The sequence below is a fragment of the Nonomuraea fastidiosa genome (genome assembly GCF_042751225.1).
Taxonomy (GTDB): domain Bacteria; phylum Actinomycetota; class Actinomycetes; order Streptosporangiales; family Streptosporangiaceae; genus Nonomuraea; species Nonomuraea fastidiosa.
Map to the genome: position 1 here is coordinate 5,683,802 of NZ_CP170570.1, position 17,169 is coordinate 5,700,970.

General features: G+C 72.6%; 13 protein-coding genes and 2 pseudogenes. 7 read left to right on the forward strand and 8 right to left on the reverse strand.

Annotated features, from left to right (window positions below):
• Positions 1-25: 25 nt before the first annotated feature.
• Positions 26-1,273 carry an IS4 family transposase gene (locus ACFMQL_RS26230; protein WP_364055766.1) on the forward strand — a complete coding sequence of 416 codons (1,248 nt, stop codon included), beginning with the start codon at positions 26-28 and terminating at the stop codon, positions 1,271-1,273.
• A gap of 308 nt (positions 1,274-1,581) precedes the next feature.
• Here ACFMQL_RS26230 and ACFMQL_RS26235 read toward each other — a convergent pair whose 3' ends face one another.
• Positions 1,582-2,796, reverse strand: a complete 1,215-nt coding sequence (locus ACFMQL_RS26235; RefSeq protein WP_364055763.1) for a helix-turn-helix domain-containing protein — start codon at positions 2,794-2,796, stop codon at positions 1,582-1,584.
• A gap of 107 nt (positions 2,797-2,903) precedes the next feature.
• Between ACFMQL_RS26235 and ACFMQL_RS26240 the strand changes: the two genes are divergently transcribed.
• The 3 genes and pseudogenes from ACFMQL_RS26240 (at position 2,904) to ACFMQL_RS26250 (ending at position 5,696) form a co-directional block, all read left to right on the forward strand.
• Positions 2,904-4,100, forward strand: a complete 1,197-nt coding sequence (locus ACFMQL_RS26240; RefSeq protein WP_378790210.1) for a M24 family metallopeptidase — start codon at positions 2,904-2,906, stop codon at positions 4,098-4,100.
• A 194-nt stretch (positions 4,101-4,294) separates the two neighbouring features.
• Positions 4,295-5,002, forward strand: a pseudogene (locus tag ACFMQL_RS26245) (pyridoxal-phosphate dependent enzyme); the annotation flags it as partial.
• Positions 4,935-5,696, forward strand: coding sequence for an AMP-binding protein (locus ACFMQL_RS26250; RefSeq protein ID WP_378787497.1), 762 nt, complete (start codon positions 4,935-4,937; stop codon positions 5,694-5,696). The pseudogene ACFMQL_RS26245 and the gene ACFMQL_RS26250, both read left to right, overlap by 68 nt.
• Here ACFMQL_RS26250 and ACFMQL_RS26255 read toward each other — a convergent pair.
• Positions 5,672-6,349 carry a carboxymuconolactone decarboxylase family protein gene (locus ACFMQL_RS26255; RefSeq protein ID WP_364055742.1) on the reverse strand — a complete coding sequence of 226 codons (678 nt, stop codon included), beginning with the start codon at positions 6,347-6,349 and terminating at the stop codon, positions 5,672-5,674. The two genes, ACFMQL_RS26250 and ACFMQL_RS26255, sit on opposite strands and share 25 nt — an antisense overlap.
• Before the next feature lie 23 nt (positions 6,350-6,372).
• Positions 6,373-7,206 carry an SDR family oxidoreductase gene (locus ACFMQL_RS26260; protein WP_378787499.1) on the reverse strand — a complete coding sequence of 278 codons (834 nt, stop codon included), beginning with the start codon at positions 7,204-7,206 and terminating at the stop codon, positions 6,373-6,375.
• A gap of 223 nt (positions 7,207-7,429) precedes the next feature.
• Between ACFMQL_RS26260 and ACFMQL_RS26265 the strand changes: the two genes are divergently transcribed.
• Positions 7,430-8,146, forward strand: a complete 717-nt coding sequence (locus ACFMQL_RS26265) for a hypothetical protein (protein WP_378787501.1) — start codon at positions 7,430-7,432, stop codon at positions 8,144-8,146.
• Here the strand turns inward: ACFMQL_RS26265 and ACFMQL_RS26270 are convergent.
• Entirely contained in the window at positions 8,131-10,836 is a 2,706-nt protein-coding gene (locus ACFMQL_RS26270) for an ATP-binding protein (RefSeq protein WP_378787503.1), read from the reverse strand. The genes ACFMQL_RS26265 and ACFMQL_RS26270 overlap by 16 nt on opposite strands.
• Before the next feature lie 84 nt (positions 10,837-10,920).
• Here ACFMQL_RS26270 and ACFMQL_RS26275 point away from each other — a divergent pair, with 84 nt between their 5' ends.
• Positions 10,921-11,313, forward strand: coding sequence for a helix-turn-helix domain-containing protein (locus tag ACFMQL_RS26275; RefSeq protein WP_364055730.1), 393 nt, complete (start codon positions 10,921-10,923; stop codon positions 11,311-11,313).
• Between the two features lie 38 nt (positions 11,314-11,351).
• On the opposite strand, the gene ACFMQL_RS26280 is transcribed toward ACFMQL_RS26275, so the two are convergent.
• Complete coding sequence (locus ACFMQL_RS26280; RefSeq protein ID WP_364055727.1) at positions 11,352-11,816, reverse strand: SAM-dependent methyltransferase; 465 nt, start codon at positions 11,814-11,816, stop codon at positions 11,352-11,354.
• Positions 11,817-12,028: 212 nt separating this feature from the next.
• On the opposite strand from ACFMQL_RS26280, the gene ACFMQL_RS26285 reads away from it, so the two are divergent.
• A complete protein-coding gene (locus ACFMQL_RS26285; protein WP_378787505.1) occupies positions 12,029-12,991 on the forward strand; it encodes an alpha/beta fold hydrolase in 963 nt (320 codons plus the stop codon).
• 97 nt (positions 12,992-13,088) lie between these two features.
• On the opposite strand, the gene ACFMQL_RS26290 is transcribed toward ACFMQL_RS26285, so the two are convergent.
• From ACFMQL_RS26290 to ACFMQL_RS26300, 3 genes and pseudogenes are all read right to left on the reverse strand, one after another.
• On the reverse strand, positions 13,089-13,328 hold the full coding sequence (locus tag ACFMQL_RS26290) for a PQQ-binding-like beta-propeller repeat protein (protein WP_378790211.1): 240 nt from the start codon (positions 13,326-13,328) through the stop codon (positions 13,089-13,091).
• Positions 13,259-15,841: pseudogene (locus ACFMQL_RS26295) on the reverse strand (PQQ-binding-like beta-propeller repeat protein); the annotation flags it as partial. The gene ACFMQL_RS26290 and the pseudogene ACFMQL_RS26295, both read right to left, overlap by 70 nt.
• On the reverse strand, positions 15,799-16,653 hold the full coding sequence (locus tag ACFMQL_RS26300) for a hypothetical protein (protein ID WP_364055718.1): 855 nt from the start codon (positions 16,651-16,653) through the stop codon (positions 15,799-15,801). The gene ACFMQL_RS26300 and the pseudogene ACFMQL_RS26295, both read right to left, overlap by 43 nt.
• Between the last annotated feature and the right edge of the window lie 516 nt (positions 16,654-17,169).

Here is a 17,169-nt window from a genome sequence, read left to right on the forward strand (position 1 = left end):
ATCACGACGTTGTTAAGATCAACTAGTGCGTAGAGTCAGACGGCGGGTCAGGACGGGTAAGGAGCCGGGGCTGCCGGATCGGGTGGCGATCGGCGTGCTCGTGGCGGCGTACCCGCCGGACCTGGTGGACGCCGCGATCGACGCCTGCGAGGCCCGCGAGTTACGGCGGCGGGCCCTGCCCGCGCAGCTGGTGGCGTACTACACGATGGCCATGACGCTCTGCTTCGACCTGGGCTACGGCGAGGTCTGGAACACGCTGCTCGCCGGCTTGTCCTTGTCGCCCGCCTCCCAGCCGCGGCAGGACGCCCGCATGCGGCCCTCGGCCGCGGCGATCAGCAAGGCGCGGGCGCGGTTGGGGTGGCGGCCACTGGCTGAGCTGCTGAGCATGGCCATGGCCCAGAACGGCCGGGAGCCCGCGCCGCGGGCGTACTGGCGGAATCTGCGCAAGCTCACGATCTCCGGCCTCGCCATGAAGGTTCCGGCCAGCCGGGCGAACGGCGCGGCGTTCGGCAGCGAACGGGAGGGCGGGCTGCCCCAGGTCGGGATGGTGGCCTTGACCGAGACCGGCAGCCGGGCGCTGGCGGGCGTACACGTCGGGCCGGCCGGCGAGGGCGAACAGGCCATGGCCCGGCGGCTGTGGCCGCTGCTGCGTCCCGGCGACGTGGTGGTGGCCGATCGGGGCTTCCTGTCGTACGCCAACCTCGACGCGGTGGTCCGCGCCGGGGCGCATGCGATCTTCCGCGCGGACGACGACGAGGACCTGCCGGTCCTGGAGCCGCTGCCCGACGGCAGCCATCTGTCGCGGATCACCGACACCTCGCACGACGGGGAAGCGGCGCCGACGACCGTGTACGGCGGGGAAGCGGCGCGGGCGGCCGCGCGCGGCGAGGGAGCGGCGCCGACGACCGGCCAGGGCATCCCGGTCCGGGTCATCGACTACCACGTCACCCGGAAGGACACGCCGGCCGACGAGCATGTCCGCCTGGTCACAACACTTCTCGATCGCGAGGCCTATCCGCTGGAGGAATTCCCCGCACGTCTCGCTGAACGCTGCGAGCTGGCGAGCGCCATTGGCGAGCTGGAGGCCCGGCTGCACGACGGGCCTGGCGTGCTGCTGCGCTCGAAGTCTCCTGACATGGTGCGGCAGGAGGTGTACGCGCTGCTCTGCGTTTATCAGGCGGTCCGCCACCTGGTGACGGCGTCCGCGGAGAACGAGGCGATGGACATGGGCCGCATCACCTTCACCCGCACCCCCGCCCCGGCAGCCTCGTAACCCGCCCCACGAGGTCACACGCGCAGCACGGTGACCGGTCGGCCGGACGGCGTGACCGCCTCTTCGAACGCGCCTAGCTCCGGCCACGGCGGTGCCTCGGGGCGGCGGTCGAAGATGACGAGTTTGCCGGTGGGGAGGGTGAGCCGGTCGAGGTAGCGGTCGAGCTGGGCCAGGCACTCGGGCAGCGGGTCGTCCTGGCGAGCGTCGCGGTGTTCGACGTGATCGTCGCCGTCCTCGACTGGTTCGCATCCGTGATGACCGCGCAGGAGGCACAGGTGTGAGCCGGCGCGACCCCGTCGCGCGCGGCGTCACTGTCTCGGTGGGGTCGAGTCGAGGTGGTGGAGTGCGAGGAGGAGGTCGGTGAGTGAGGTGACGTCGGTGAGGTCGCGGCCGAGCAGGTGCTCGATGGTGCGCAGCCGGTAGGGGACCGTGTTCGGGTGCACGTAGAGCGCCCGGGCGGTGGCGCGGGCGGACATGCCGTGGCGGAGGTATTCGCGCAGGGTGGCGAGGAGTTCGGGGCGGTCGAGCAGGGGTGCGAGCCGCGCCGAGAGCACGGCGGTCGCGTCGGGGTTGCGGGCCAGCATGACGTCGAGGCAGACGTCCTCGAACGTGACGACGCGGTCGGTCCAGCCGCGGCGGGCGGCGATCTGCGCCGCCTCCCTGGCCTTGCCGCAGACGTCTGTGATGTCGTCGAGCGGGGCGCTGTCGCGGCTGGTGGCCAGCAGGAACGAGCCGGGCCTGTGCGGGTCGGTGACGCTGCGCCGCAGCAGCCGGTGCAGGATCTCGTGGCCGTCGTCCGGGCGGTCGCCCGGCCCGTCGCCGGGCATGGGGCAGAGCAGGACGAGGTGCTGGTCGATACGGCCGAGGAGGATGCGTCCCGTGGTGTGGCCGGCCAGGAGGGCGAGCAGGTGCCGTTCGATGCGCAGGCTGAGCCCGGCGTCGCAGGCGGCGACCACGACCACGATCGCGGCGTGCGGCTGTGCGGGGTCGCTGCCGATGGCCTGGGCCTGCTGCCGGATCTCGTCGGGGGTCGCCTGCTGCTCGCCCACCAGCCGGGCGACGAGGTCGGTGCTCAGCCGGTCGTAGTAGGCGGTGACCTCGTTCTGGGTGCGCCGGTACTCGGTGGCCGACAGGCGCGCCACCTCGCTGAAGACGACGTTCAGCTCGGTGATGACCTGCCGGATGTCGGCGACGGGGAACGCGCCGGCGTGCCGGAGCACGTGCTGGACGCAGATCCGCTCCGAGGTGTTCCAGGACTGCAGCATCGCCTCCAGCGGCACGCCCGACAGCGCCCGGCTGGTGCCGATCTCCTTGGCCGCCTGCCGCGCCGCGCCGGTCAGCCGGGCGCCGTTCTCCAGGGAGGCGAGCAGTGCCTGGATGGAGATGGGGATGCGGGCGGCGAGGTCCTCCTTGGGCATGTGGGCGGTGTCGTAGCCGGGGATGCCCCAGACGCTCTCGAACGTCTCCTTGTTGATCTCCTCGGCGGACTCGGCAAGCAGGCGCTTGATTTGTGTGATTGACACAAACGCAGCATAACCGCGCCTGGTTCTTTGCCCATATGACCTGGCCTGGCTCTGGAGCATCCTGTGTGAACCGCTGAATCGCGCCCGGAAGGAGCCGTACGGTGCCGATGGAGACCAGCCGATCGCCCGGGCTGCCCGCCCTGCGCAGGGAGCGGGTGCTGGCCGAGATGGCCGCCTCCGGGCTGGAGACCGTGGTGCTGAGCACGCCGGAATCGGTGCACTACGCCACCGGCCACCGCAGTCTCACCGCGACGCTGCACCGAGGCCCCGCGGTCGCCGCGGTCGTGACGGCCGCGCGTACGGTGCTGGTCGTCCCGGCCGGCGAGGCCGCGGCGGCGGAGGAGGCGCTGGGCGGGACCGGCGACCTGGTGACGTACGGGGAGTTCTACTTCGCGCACGCCGACGGGTCGGTGACGAGCGGCGACTATCCCGATCTGCCGTCCGCCCTCGGCGCGGTGCTGCCGAAGACGCCGGCCCAGAAGCCGGCCGAGAAGCCGGCGCAGAAGTCGGCTCTGAAGCCGGTGCGGAAACCGGCCGTGGAATGGGGCGGCCTCACCCGGCCGCCCGCCGCGCTCGACGGGGCGCCGGCCGCCGACGAGTGGATTAGGACGGTACGCGCCGTCAAGCTCCCCGGCGAGCAGGAGCTGCTGCGCAAGGCCGCGCGACTGGCCGAGGACGCGATCGCGGCCGCGCTGGACCAGGCGGCGGCGGGCGTGACCGAGCGCGAGCTGGCCGCTGTGATCGCGGGGGCGATGGCGGCCGGAGGCGGCGAGCCGGGGTTCGTGGTGGTGACGTCGGGGGAGCGGTCGGCGCTGTCCGACGCCTATCCGGCCGATCGCGCGTGCCGGCCGGGCGATCTGGTGCGCTTCGACGTGGGCTGCAGGTACCAGGGCTACTGGTCGGACGTGGCCCGCACCGCCGTCGTGGGCCCGCCGGACGAGCGGCGGCGCCGCTTCTACGAGGCGCTGGCGGCGGGCCAGGAGGCCGAGTTCGTCATGGCCAAGCCGGGGGTGCGCGCCTGCGACGTCTTCGCCGCCGCCGTACGCGCGGTCGAGGCGCACGGCGGCCCGCGCCCGTACCGGCGCCGCCACGTCGGCCACGCGATCGGGCTGTCGGTCTACGAGACCCCGGTGATCGAGCCGGCGGACGAGACCGTGCTGCGGCCCGGCATGGTGTTCAGCCTGGAGACGCCGTACTACGAGCTCGGCTGGGGCGGGATGATGGCCGAGGACGCCGGCGTGGTCACCGAGCACGGGTTCGAGCTGTTCACCCGGACCGATCGCGGGCTGCGGGTGATCCCGTGAGCATCACCTACCTCGGCGAGCTGGTGTGCCTGCGCTGCGCGGCCCGCTATGGCGAGGCCGCGGCCTTCGGCGGCTGCCCGGCCTGCGCCGAGCAAGGCGTGCCGGTCGCGCTGCGCCCCGACTACGCGATCACCCGGGACGGCGCCTCCTGGCGGTGGCGGGACGCGCTGCCGCTGGCGCCGGAGCGGCCGCTGGTGTCGCTCGGCGAGGGCGGCACGCCCCTGCTGCCGCTGCGCAGACTGGGCAGTGAGCTGGGCATCGGCGAGCTGTATCTCAAGGACGAGTCCCGCAATCCGACGTGGTCGTGGAAGGACCGGCTGGCCTCCGTCACGGTCAGCAAGGCGGCGGCCGATGGGGCGGACACCGTGATCGTCTCCACCTCCGGCAACCACGGGGCCGCCGTTGCCGCGTACGCCGCCGCCGCGGGGCTGCGCTGCGTGGTGCTCACGATGCGGTCGGCCCCCGTGGCGATGCGCACGCTCATGCAGGTCTACGGCGCGGCCGTCTTCGCCTACGAGGACGGCCCGAGCCGCTGGGCGGTGATGAGGGAGGCGGTCCGGGCGCACGGCTGGGCGCCGATGTCCAACTTCGCCGATCCGCCGCTGGGCTCGAACCCCTTCGGCGTGGACGGCTACAAGACGATCGCGTTCGAGATCGTGCGCGATCTCGGCCGGGTGCCCGACGACGTCGTCGTCCCCGCCTCGTACGCGGACGGGCTGGCCGGCATCTACCGGGGATTCGCCGACCTCGTGGCCCTCGGCCTGGCCGAACGCGTGCCCAGGCTCATTGCAGGCGAGGTGTTCGGCCCCTACACTCGGGCGCTCGCGGCGGGCGATGAGGTCGCGGGTCCCGTGCCCGCCCGGGACACCAGGGCCTTCTCGATCGCCAGCCCGGTCGGGACGTACCAGGGACTGGACGCCCTGCGCCGCAGCGGCGGCCGGGCGGTCGTCGCGGGCGACGACGGTGATCGTCGCGGGCGAGACCTGCCCGCCCGCGCTGGTCGGCGCGCACTACGCGATGCTGCCCGACGCGCTTCTCTACAACGAGTACGGCCCCACCGAGTGCACCGTCTGGAGCACCGTGCACCGCTGCGTCCCGCAGGACGCGCGGGCGGCCCGGGTGCCGATCGGCCGCCCGATCCCCGGAGCGCGGGTGGAGGTCGCAGAGCCGGGCGAGGACGGCGTCGGCGAGCTGGTGATCTCCGGCCCCGGCCTGGCCGAGGGGATCGGCGACGCCTACCGCACCGGAGACCTGGTCTCGCTGCGCTCCGACGGCGAGCTGCTGTTCCACGGCCGCGCCGACCACCAGCTCAAGCTGAGCGGCGCGCGGGTGGAGCGCGCGGAGATCGAGCACGCGATGGCGACGTTCCCCGGCGTGCTGGACGCCGCCGTCGGGGTGACGCGGGCCGCGGCGGGCGCGCCCCGGCTCAAGGGCTACCTGGTCACCGAGCAGGACCGCATCGACCGCCGGGCCCTGCGCGCCCACCTGCTCGACCGGCTGCCGATCGTGGCCGTCCCGGCGACGTTCCAGCGGCTGGACGCGCTGCCGCGCCTGCCCAACGGCAAGATCGACTACACCGCGCTCGACGACGGCTGAGGCGGCTCCAGGCGCAGCGCGCGGGCGGCCGCCCAGGCCCTCGGAAGGCCGAACTCGGCCACGCCGCGCAGCAGGTCGCGCAGCGTGTCGTCGGTCGCGCCGGCCGTCCTGGCCAGCTCGGCGTGCAGCCGCAGCGACTCGCCGAGCGTCTGGTGGAACACGTCCACCACCAGGCAGGCGAGGGCACGCTCCCGCACGCTGAGGTGCGGGCGCGCCCAGCGCTGGGCCAGCTGGTCCTCGGTGAAGGCGGCGAGGCCGGGGTCCACGTCCTCCAGGGCGTGCACGGCACGGGCGAGCGGCCCGGACAGCGGCGTCGGCTCGACCGGCTTGTCATCCTTCGCCTCCGGCAGGCCGAGCTCGGTCAGGCGCTGCAGCGCGGTGACCACGATCGGATAGCCGGTATAGGGCGCGAGATGCCGGTAGAGCTCGCGGATCGCCTCCGGGTCGGTGCCGTTGTCCAGCGCCATCCGCAGGTGCATGGCCAGGGGCTGCCCGAGGTGCGGGTGGCACAGGTCGGCGGTCAGGCAGACGAACGCCTTCTCCCGCATGGTCAGGTGGCGCAGGCCCCACAGGTTGTGCCCGGCGCCCACGGCGTACTGGGCGAAGACGGGGTCGAGCGCGGTCAGGGCTTCCGCGCCGGAAAGGCGGATCATGGGACTCCGTTCAGCAGGAGGGTTCAGGACAGGCCGAGCGCGCGCATGCGGACGGCGTCGAGGGTGTACTGGGGGAGGATGCGGCCCATCGTGCTCATCAGCCGGGACTTCTTGCCGACCGGGTAGCGGGCGCGCGGCTTGCGCGCGGTGAGCGCGTGCAGGATGGCGCGCGCCACCACGTCCGGGCTCGATCCGCTGCGCTCCTCCTTGAGCCCGGCGGCGGTCATGGTCCGGTACGCCCGGCCGTACAGCCGCCGCCCCTCCTCGCCGAGCGAGGCCAGGCGGGGCTCGACCTCGTCTTCGAGCTTGTCCACCGCGTCAGTGTGAATGGAGCCGGGCTCGATGAGCACGGCCGCCACCCCGTACGGCTTGAGCTCCATGCGCAGCGCGTCGTTGAGCGAGCGGACGGCGTGCTTGGACGAGCAGAGCGGCCCGCCGAACGGCAGCGTGATCCAGCTCCCGACCGAGCCGACCGTGACCACCCGGCCGCGCGAGGCGCGCAGCATCGGCAGCATCGCCTGGGTGACGGCGATCTGGCCGAAGACGTTGACCTCGTACTGCCACCGCAGCGCGTCCAGGGGGACGAACTCCAAAGGCCCGGTGACGCCGATGCCGGCGTTGTTGACCAGCGCGTCGAGGCGGCCGAGCCGCCGGGCGGCGCCGGCGATCTGCCCGGCGTCGGTGATGTCGAGCGGTATCGGGGTGACGGCAGGGCCGAGCGCCTGGCCGTCGGCCTCCTTGCGCACGCCCGCGTACACCGTGAAGCCCTCGCGGGCCAGCAGCAGGGCGGTGGCCCGGCCGATGCCGGTGGAGGCTCCGGTGACCAGCACGTTCTTGGACTCGGTTCTCGTGGACATGATCCGGACACTAGGAGGAACGCCCCGGAGTCCGCCTCCGTCACGTGACTGATGTTCGTACGGAGGTCACCCGGTCATGCGGCGGGCGCGCTCCGCACAGGCCCGGGGACGGCGCCGCGCTCAGGGCCATCGGAGCCGCGTTCCCGCTGGTGACAGGCCATAGAGGCGGGTTCAGCGCGATGACGGAAGCGGCCGGTCACGCGTGCGGTCTAGCGTCGGCGGCGTGAAGCTGATCAACGACCATCTGGCCGTCAAGGCCCGCCTTCTGCCCGCGACCGGCGATGGTTTCGTCGTGCTCGCCGGCAAGGCCGGCTCCTGGCGCGGCCCTTTCGCGTCCGCTCCCACCCGGCTCGCCGCGCGGCTCAAGGCGCTCGCCGCGGACGTCGAGGCCCGCGAGGCCAACGTGTTCCGCGCCGTGCTTCGCCCGCCGGGCGAAGGCGACGAACTGCTCGCCGCCAGGGGCGTGCCGCCCGCGCGCTACGACATCGTCGTGCTGATCCGCACCGCGTCCGTGGAGGCCGCCCACGCCGCACGCGAGAGCGCAGCGTACCGCGAGCTCGCCAGGACGCTGCGCGCGAGGGCCCGCCGCACGTACGAGACCGTCGCGGAGAACGCGGCCCGGCTCGGCGACGTGGACCACGGCCAGGACCACTACTTCCTGTTCAACTACTTCTACGCCGACGACCGCGACATCCTGCTGAAGGTCTGGGAGTACACCGCGGGCTGGTTCCAGGCCAAGACCGCGCTGCCCGACTCCGCGCTCATGCGGCCGGTCGAGGGCGAAGCCGGCGGCTACGGGCTCATCAACCACGCGAGCTGGCCGACGCTCGGCACCTTCCTGCCCGGCCTGATCTTCCGGCCGTCGTTCCGCAGCTTCGTGCTCGCCACCTTCAAAGCGAACGGCATCGCCGCGCAACCGATCATCTACCGCCGGGTCTGATCCAGCCTGGCCAGCTCGGCACGCGAGGCCACGCCCAGCTTCGGGAACGCCTTGTACAGGTGCGATGCCACCGTGCGCGGGCTCAGGAAGAGCTGGGCGGCGATCTCCCGGTTGGACGCCCCCGTGACCGCCAGCCGCACCACCTGCAGCTCCTGCGGGGTGAGCCTGGACATGAGGTCGTCGCCGCCACCGCCGGCGATGGACACGCCGGCCGCGCGCAGCTCGCCGGCCGCGCGGGCGGACCACGGCGCGGCGCCCAGCCGGTCGAACGCCTGCATGGCCGCCTCCAGGTGGGTGCGGGCCTCGCCGCGCCGCTGGTGCCGCCGCAGCCACTCCCCGTACACCAGCCGGGTGCGCGCCTGGTCGAAGGGCTGCTCGTGCTGCAGGTGCAGCTCAAGGGCGCGCTGATACTCCTGCTCTGCGCGGTGCTCATCGGCCATCAGCGCCCTGGCCCGGTGCTGGACGGCCAGGGGGCCCGGCTCCTCGGTCGCCCGCGCCCACTCCGCGTGCCTGCGCAGCGCCGTACGTCCCCGCTCGGGCGTGCCCGCCCTGACGGCCGCCTCGACGTAGTCGGGCCAGGCGTACCGCCAGATGAATGCGTGCCGCGACGGGCCCGCCATCGCCCGGTCCATCGCCTCCAGCGCCGCCTCGTAGCGGCCCCTGCCCAGGTCGAGCAGCACTCCGGCGAACTCGGCCCAGCACCGGCTCGGAAACCACCGCCGGGCCTCGGAGAGCCGGATCGCCTCGGCGGCCAGCGCGGCGTACTCCTCCTCCGCTCCGGCGACCGCGGCCAGCCAGGCGCGCAAACCCGCCAGGTAGCCGCGCCACACCGGCTGGCCCACGTCCGCGGCGAGCGTCATCCCCTCCGCCGCCGTGTCCCGCGCGCCCGGGTGCCCGCCGTCCATCAACTGGGCGATGGCCAGTATGGTCATCGCCTGCGGCATGCGTCCGAGACGCCCCTCCGCCCGGCACTCCCTGACCATCTCCACCGCGGCGTCGAGCATCCCCGCGCGGTCGGCGGGCATCACGGCCTGCAAGGAGACGATCAGCCGCAGGTCGAACGGCACCTCGTCCAGCCTGGCCGCGCGCGTGATGGTCACCTTGGAGCCGCCTTCTATGACCGTGCGGAAGTTCGCGTTCATCGCCTTCACCACCGCGGTCACCCCATCGCCGTCCGGGGTCAGCTCCTCGATGCGGCGCACCAGGTGGAGCTGGTCCGCATGCGCGGTGCTCGTCCAGGTGTAGTAGCTGGCCGTGCCGAGCAGCGACAGCCGGGTGAGGTGGTCCACGCCCGCCTGGGCGCCCTCCACCAGCAGCCGCGCGGCCTCCAGCGGGCGGCCCGACTCGACCGCCAGCCGCGCGCGTACGACGTCCAGCTCGGCTCTGACGGAACCCTCCGGCATCCCGGGTCCGGTCCGCCGCAGCGCCCGCGCGACCAGCTCGGCGGCGCGCTGCCCGAGCCCCGCCTCGACCGCCGCCGACGCCGCCAGCGTGTAGCGGCGTGCCGCCTCGGCGGCGCCGGCCGACAGCTCGGCGGCACGCGCGTAGGCCGCCGACACCGCGGCCTGCCCGCCGCGCCGCTGCGCGCGCAGCGCCAGCCGCTCCATCTCCATGGCCACCTGCTCGTCAGGGCGCAGCGTGACCGCGGCCAGATGCCAGGCCCGCCGGTCGTCGTCGACCGACTCGGCCAGCGCCCGGTGCGCCGCCATCCGGGCGGCGATGTCGGTGGCCATCAGCACCGCGGCCCGTACCAGCGGATGGTGGAAGGCGACGCCGTCGGGGGAGACCCGGATCAGGCCCGCACGCTCGGCCGGGGCGGCGTCGGCGAGCGAGGCCCCGAGCTTGCTCAGCGCGTGGGCGAGCACGCCCAGCTCGCCCCGGTCGTCGAGCGCGGCGACCAGCAGGAACGTACGGGTGCCCGCGGGCAGCGCGGCGACGCGGTCGCGGAAACCGGCGAGCACCCGGCCGGTCACCGGCGCCGCGCCGCCCAGGCAGAACGGCAGCGGGCCCGTCGCCTCCGGGCTCAGCATGCGCGGCAGCTCCAGGAGGGCGAGCGGGTTGCCCTGCGCCTCGGCCACCACCTGGTCGCGTAACGCCGGCGGGAGCGCCTCCGAGTGCTCGGAGAGAAGCCGGCGGGACGCCTCGGCGTCCAGGCTCCCCAGGTGAAGCTCGGGCAGCTCCCCGGAGGAGAGCCGGGCGCCGGTCCTCGCGGCGAAGAGCACGGCGACCGGCTCAACGTGCAGGCGGCGCGCGGCGAACAGCAGCGCGTCGGCCGACTCGCCGTCCAGCCATTGAGCGTCGTCGATCAGGCAGAGCAGCGGCCCCTGCGCCGACAGCTCCACGAGCAGGCTGAGCGTGGCCAGGCCGACGAGGAAGCGGTCGCCCCTGGTGGTGCCGCCCAGGTTGAACGCGCCCAGCAGCGCCTCGGCCTGCTGCTGCGGCAGCCCGCTCACCCGATCGAGCGCCGGGCGGAGCAGCAGGTGCAGCGCGGCGAACGGAAGCTCGGCCTCCGACTCGACGCCGGTCACCCGCAGCACCTGCCCGGTGAAGTTCTCCGCGGCGTAGCCGAGCAGGGCGGACTTGCCGATGCCCGCCTCGCCGCGCACGACCAGCACGCCGGGACGGTTCTCAAGGGTGCCGAGCAGCAACTCGTCGATGGCGGCCTGCTCCGCCGCCCGGCCGTACAACATGCCACTCCTCGCACCTTTTGTCCCTGGCGTCACCGTAACGTTCATGTTCCCGTCACACCATCGCGCAGGCCAGGCGATGAACGCATGCGGGATCTCCCCACGGCGGAGTCGTGCGGGACCCCCGAGGAGGTGCGGTGGCGGGCCATCGAGGGCTACGTCGATGTGCACCTGCGCCACCGCGACACGCTGACCATGCTGGTCAGGGACATGAGGCTGCTCGTGCAGGCGCCGATCGCGGACCGCTGCCGCACCGCCATCGCGCGGCGGATGATTCTGGACGGCGCTCGGGCACTGCTGGAGGCGCGGGGGCGAGGCGGCGGACGCCCCGCCATCCTGGGCGACGAGCAGATCGCCCAGGTACGCGCCCTGCACGCCGAAGGCGTCGCCGCCGAGGAGATCGCCACGAGGTTCGGCGTCTCCAGGGCGACGGTCTACCGCTGTCTCGAAAACTCAAAACCTCGAATCAAGACGACTTGATTTCGATACTGAGACGGGGCCGGGATCTCAGTAGCCGCTCAGTAGTAGGCGCGCATCAGCTCCGTCGCCCACTCCGGCTGCACCGTCTCGCCCTGCGGGCCGAACTCGGCCATGTAAGGCTTGACGTCCAGCACCGGGCTGCCGTCCACGGCGTCGAGACCGCGTACGTGGATGTCGAGCCCATCCACGGCGAGCAGGCGGCAGCGGGAGACGCCCAGAAGGTTCGGGCGGTTCTTGCCCCGCTGGGCGAAGATGCCGACCTTGGGCCAGTCGGTGTTGCCGCGCGGGTGGCGCGCCGACGTGGTGATGGAGCCCGGGTCCACGAGGTGGAACCGGTACACCACCTCCAGATGCGAGAAGTCCTCAAGACCGGCGAGCGCCTCCGGCTCGAAACGCGTCCCGTCGATGCGGATCACCGCGACTTCGGCGTCCCAGCCGTCGTCGAAGGGTTCGGCACGGCCGCCGACGACGCTGCCCACGGGTTCCAAGGTGATGGCCTGCACGGCGTTCCTCCCAGGGTGTCCTCGTACGTTGAGCGGGCCACGAACGTACGGCCCGGCCGAGGCGCACCGCATCAGTAAGAGGACTGAAGTCCGGCGAGGCCGCTTAAGCATCGTGACCGGATCCCACGACGTGTGATCGAGATCACCTCCGCCCATGTCACGCGGGCGTGCCTTCGCCCGTCCTTGCTGCGACGAACCACTGAGGGGGGATCATGATCAACGTTGAGCAGGCACGGGCGGGGCGCCCCGGCAGGCGGCGCGGGCGTCGTTGGCCGCGTCGGGTGGCGGGCGCGCTCGCGCTGCTGGTGGCCGTGACGCTGTTCATCGCGTACGTCTGGCAGCCGTCGTCCGTGGACGGCTACCGCTCGGCGTACGAGGGCGGCTACCTCGACACGCGGCGGGCGCGGTTCCACTACAGCAAGACGGGCAGCGGATCGCCGGTGGTGCTGGTGGCGGGCGGCGCGCAGTGGCTGTACTCGTACCGGGACACGATCCCGGCGCTCGCGCGCGAGCACACCGTGTACGCCGTCGATCTGCCGGGACAGGGCTACACCACGGTGAAGGGCGAGTTCGCCTACGACATCCCGGCCATGGCGGCGGCGCTCGGCGCGTTCCTCGACGCGGCGGGGCTGACCACGGTCTCCCTGGTCGGCCACTCCTGGGGCGGCGCCTGGTCGCTGTACTACGCCGAGCGCAACCCGTCCCGCGTCGACCGGCTCGTCCTGCTCGACTCCCCGGGCCTGGACAAGCCGCTCGCCTCGCAGACGGCGCTGTTCTCCGTACCGGTCGTGGGGGAGCTGGCGGTCAAGCTCATGGGCCGCTCCGACTTCGAGAAGAGCCTGCGCACCGCTTTCGCCCGCCAGGACCGCGTCACCGCCGAGGTCGTGGACGAGACCTGGCACTGGATGTCACGCCCCGACAGGCGGGAGGCTTTCGTCCGCCTCGTCCGTACCCAGGACTACCAGCCGACGGACGCCGGCCTCGCCGGCCTGCGCGCCAAGACCATGGTCATCTGGGGCGAGGACGACCAGTGGCTCCCGGCCGCGTACGCCCAGGAGTACGGCAGGCGCATCCCCGGCGCCACGGTGAAGATCGTCCCGGACGCCGGCCACAACGTCCACGAAGACGCTCCCGACCAGGTCAACCCGCTCCTCACCGCCTTCCTCCGGTCCTGATCCGGCAGGCACCGGTGCCGGTCACCGCCACCACCTCGATGGCGGCGCGCAGCCGCAGCGCGTCGCGCACGGGGCCGGAGGGGGTGAAGCCACCCGCTCAGGGGGTCGGGACGGGAAACCCGTACACGTTGCCGTTCGAGCTGCCGACGAAGACGAAACCGCCGGTCACGACGGGTTCGGTGGTGATGCGGCCACCGGCGCGGAAGCTCCGCCGCTCGACGCCGGTACCGGCGTCGAGCGCGTGCAGCGTGCCCTCGTCGTCCCCGATGTACACGGTCCCGTCCGCCACCACCGGGCCGGTTCCCCGGTCCCGGCCCAGGGGAAGGTCCAGCGCGATGTGCCGGTGGCGGCGTCGAGCGCGTGCAGCCTGCCGTCCAGTCCGCTGATGTACGCGCGCCCCCGGGCCACTGCGATGGCCCAGTTGTACTGGAATGCGCCGCCGGTCGTGTGGTGGTTCCACAGCGGCTTGCCGGTGGCGGCGTCCAGCACGTACGTCGTGCCCTCCTTGTCGCCGAGGTACAGCCGCCCGCCGGTCACCACGGGCCGGAAGCCGATGGCGGCGCCGATGGCGGCGCGCCAGAGGACTTCTCCGGTGGCGGCGTCCAGAGCGCGCACCTCGCCCCTGGCGCTCGCGGCATAGAGCACCGCGCCGCTCCGCGTCAGGTGGATGAAGTCCGTGGCGCCGCCGGCTCGAGCGCGCCACTTCCGGGCTCCCGAGGCGGCCTCCAGCGTGTCCACCATGCCGTTCCCGCCGCCGACGTGGACGGCATCGCCCATGAGAACGAGATAGGACTTGACAGGGAAGAGACCCTTCGGCCGGAACGTCCACAACCTCTCGCCCGTGGCCTGGCTCAGCGCCACGAGCTCGGGCGTCGTCTCCAGGTGGGAGCGCCTCGTCCAGGCGTACAGGCGGCCTCCCGCACTGGCGAGGTCGCTGACGACGAGCAGCTCGCGGCTCCACCTCGGGCGGCCGGTGGCGGTGTCCAGCGCGACCAGGCGGCCGGACTCGTTCGCGGCGTACACGGTGCCGTCCACGACCACATGGCCGTTATGGATGACGCCGCCCGTCGGGAAACGCCACCGCCGCGCGCCCGAGGCGGCGTCCAGCGCGGTCACCGTGCCGTCGCCGCTGGTGGCGTATGCCACGCCGCCGGTCACCACCGGCCCGGCGTGGACGATCGCGTCCGTCGGGTGGCTCCAGCCGTCCGCGTGCGCGGGAACGGGGACGGCGGCGCCTGGGCGGTAACGGGCGAACAGCTTGTTCCGCAGCAACGGGGAGAGGAGCCGTACCGCCTGCCGTGACGGAGAGGTCAACCGGACGATGACGGGGCCCACGTTCATGAGCGTCCCGCCGTAGTACCCGTTCGTCTCATCCACGGTGTAGGTGAGAAATCCCGGGCTCTCGGTGGTGGGATCGACGTGGTCGGTCGCTTCGATGGCTTGCTCGTCGCGAGCGAACAGCCGGCGCGCGCCGGCGTCCGACGGCGACACCCATTCCACCGAGAGCGAGACGACGGGGTCGCCGTCCCCGGGCGGCACCCAGTCGCATTTCCCGGCTTTGCCCGGTGGGCCGACCGGCCAGGGGACCGCGCGGTAGCCGTCCGCGACCAGGGACAGATCGCGCTCGGTCAGCAGGCCGCAGGCATCCGGCCAGGCGCTCGCCGGGACTCCGCCGAACCAGGAGCGTTCGCGAGGCGGGCCGTAGGTCAGCCTGTACGCGGTGATCCGGCTGCCACCTGGCCACTTGCCGTGCACGAAGGCCATGTTCGTGATCACCCCGGCGAGGGACGCCTGGGTGAAGGGCTGATCGATCGGCAGCCCGCCGAGCCGTCCCGTCCCGGGGTCGACGGAGATCAAGTAGGCGGGCAATGGCCAGCCCTCCTGCCGTCGGGCTCCCCCGGGGTCGGCCGCGGCCGAGAGAGTTCCGGCGTAGATCGGTGGAGACCAGCGCTCCGGGCTCGTGATGAATCCGGCCTCCCGCGCACGCGGCAGCGGGCGGCCGTCAGGTCCGTGGAAGGAGCCGCTGGAGCCGGTCAGGACATGTGTGTGACCTTCGGCGTCGGTCGTCAGGCCGATCGCGAGGCCGGCGTACGACTTATCGGACGGCTTCGACAGCGTCCGGCTCCACCGATGACGCAGCGTGCGCGGATCGATCGAGGCGAGCCGGAGCCCGTTCTCCTTGCAGCCGCTGAGCAGCGTCACCGACCGGGCGGTCCCGGCACTCGTCAGGTGGCAGCCCTGCCCGTACGTCGCCCGCGCCGTGTCCGCCCCGGTGCTGAGGTCGAGGGCCCGGATGTCGAGCGGGTCGGCCGAGCGTTCGAACACCACGACGCCGCGCTCGGTCACCAGGATCCGCGGGCCGTCGTACGCACCGACGTCGTCCCACACGGCCGGCTCGGTGGAGACAGTGATCGCGCGCCGCCACAGCACCCGGCCCGTGGCCAGGTCATGACCGGTGAGGGCATGTCCGGTGGCATCCGGCCGCTGGCGTGCCACGACCAGCGTGCCCGCGGCGATCCACACGCCGGTGACGATCGTGGACGGGGACGGGTCGGCGGGGATGGTGCGCCGGAGCTCACCGGTGCGGGGATCGCGGATCTGGACGGTGTTCTCGTGCGCGGCCATTGCGACGGCACGGCCGGACGCGGCGAAACGCGGGGTGTCGTACGTCTTGTCGATGTCGGCGTTCGCGGACACCGACCACACCGCACGCCACTCGATCGGGACGAGCCGCCGCCACGGCGCGTCCGCCGCCGCGCACGCCAGCACCGCCACCGCGAGCAGCACTCCGGCCACGCGACGCCCGCTCAGCATGCCGCCCTCTTGTGGCTCTGCCTGCCCATCGCACATGCTTCCGCGTTGGAGATGGGCCGCCAGCCGCCGAGCGGGGAGACGGCGTAGTAGGAGCGGTACGTGCCGGCGAGGCCGGTCACCCGGAACGGGCCCCCGTCCGGCCCTTCGACGCTCACCTGCTCGGTCCGGTCCTCGGCGAGCACGGTGACCAGGAGATCGAAGGCGTAGGACGCCGCCTTGCCCTTGACCGACAGGGAGAGCGTGACCCGCTCGTCCCGTTTCAGGTCGATCTGCTTCTTCCTGAAGTAGGGGGTCTTCCGGTCCGCCGCGGTCACGAAGCGGGGAACCGGCGTGTCGAGATCCGCGGACAGTTCGATGGTGTCGGTCGTGCCGGCGGAGCTGTAGATCAGCAGCGCGCCGTCCGCGACGGGCCCGCGATCGAGGATGCGCGGCTCGATGTCGACGATGCGCAGGCTGCTGCGGTTCCCGGTGAGGACGACCGTCACCGCCGCCTCTTCGATGGGGGCCGCCTGGTGCCGGGCCATGACCGCGTCGTGCCGCGCGCCGGACGCGTTGGCCCGCAGGACCGCCCGTTCTCCGGGATCGGTCACCGGCCTGCCCAGGGCGATCTCGTGCTGGGAGCGGTCGACGGCCACGTAGCCGACCTTGATGGGCGGCCCGCCGCTGAGCCGATCGACCGCGGCGGGACCGCGCGCGTTGACCCACGCGGTGATGACGGCGCCGATCGCCGCGATGATCACGGCACTGAGTATCCCCGCCGACCACCTCCCCACGGCCGTCCAGCGTCCCTCCTCGGCCTCCTTCGCGCGGGTGGGCGCGGCACGCCTTTTCTGACGTGCTCTGGCCATGGAGTTCTCCCTGGGAATGGCGGGGCACCGCTTGGTTTGACAACTGTATAGCGTTGCGGCGCGTCGGCCATCAAGTTTTCACACGCATCAATAAAATGCTCTGATAATGCCCGATGTCATCATTTTCATTGTTTTGATGGCCGGCGTGGACAGCGGTCAAGCCAGGCGTGAAGCCCCAGGCAGATCGGGTCTCAGCCCGTGTGGTCCGGCCGTCGAATGGGCTACGCGACCCATCCGTACGAAACGGCGCCCGGGTTCGGTGGGCCTGCTCTCCCCATTCCTGAACGATTCCGGTGAGTATGTAGTCCTTCCGCTTTTCAAGCGTGATCGTGAGATTGTGCACCACCGCCTCCGGCCGTTCGTCGGGTGCGCCGCGGCTCCGATGAGAACGGCACTGCGTCGGGGTGCCGAGATCGTGCTCCTGGCGCTACCCGGCTCGTTGACCTCTGTCCGATCTGTCCTGACTCCAAGTTGACGTCTCAGCAAGGATTTTCGCAGGTCACACGTAGGAGACAG

What these genes read in the sequence shown, in the direction of transcription:
- ACFMQL_RS26240 (WP_378790210.1), top strand. Translation starts at nt 2,904, where the DNA reads ATGGAGACCAGCCGATCGCCCGGGCTGCCCGCCCTGCGCAGGGAGCGG.
- ACFMQL_RS26250 (WP_378787497.1), top strand. Translation starts at nt 4,935, where the DNA reads ATGAGGTCGCGGGTCCCGTGCCCGCCCGGGACACCAGGGCCTTCTCGA.
- ACFMQL_RS26255 (WP_364055742.1), bottom strand. Translation starts at nt 6,349, where the DNA reads ATGATCCGCCTTTCCGGCGCGGAAGCCCTGACCGCGCTCGACCCCGTC.
- ACFMQL_RS26260 (WP_378787499.1), bottom strand. Translation starts at nt 7,206, where the DNA reads ATGTCCACGAGAACCGAGTCCAAGAACGTGCTGGTCACCGGAGCCTCC.
- ACFMQL_RS26270 (WP_378787503.1), bottom strand. Translation starts at nt 10,836, where the DNA reads ATGTTGTACGGCCGGGCGGCGGAGCAGGCCGCCATCGACGAGTTGCTG.
- ACFMQL_RS26275 (WP_364055730.1), top strand. Translation starts at nt 10,921, where the DNA reads ATGCGGGATCTCCCCACGGCGGAGTCGTGCGGGACCCCCGAGGAGGTG.
- ACFMQL_RS26285 (WP_378787505.1), top strand. Translation starts at nt 12,029, where the DNA reads ATGATCAACGTTGAGCAGGCACGGGCGGGGCGCCCCGGCAGGCGGCGC.
- ACFMQL_RS26300 (WP_364055718.1), bottom strand. Translation starts at nt 16,653, where the DNA reads ATGGCCAGAGCACGTCAGAAAAGGCGTGCCGCGCCCACCCGCGCGAAG.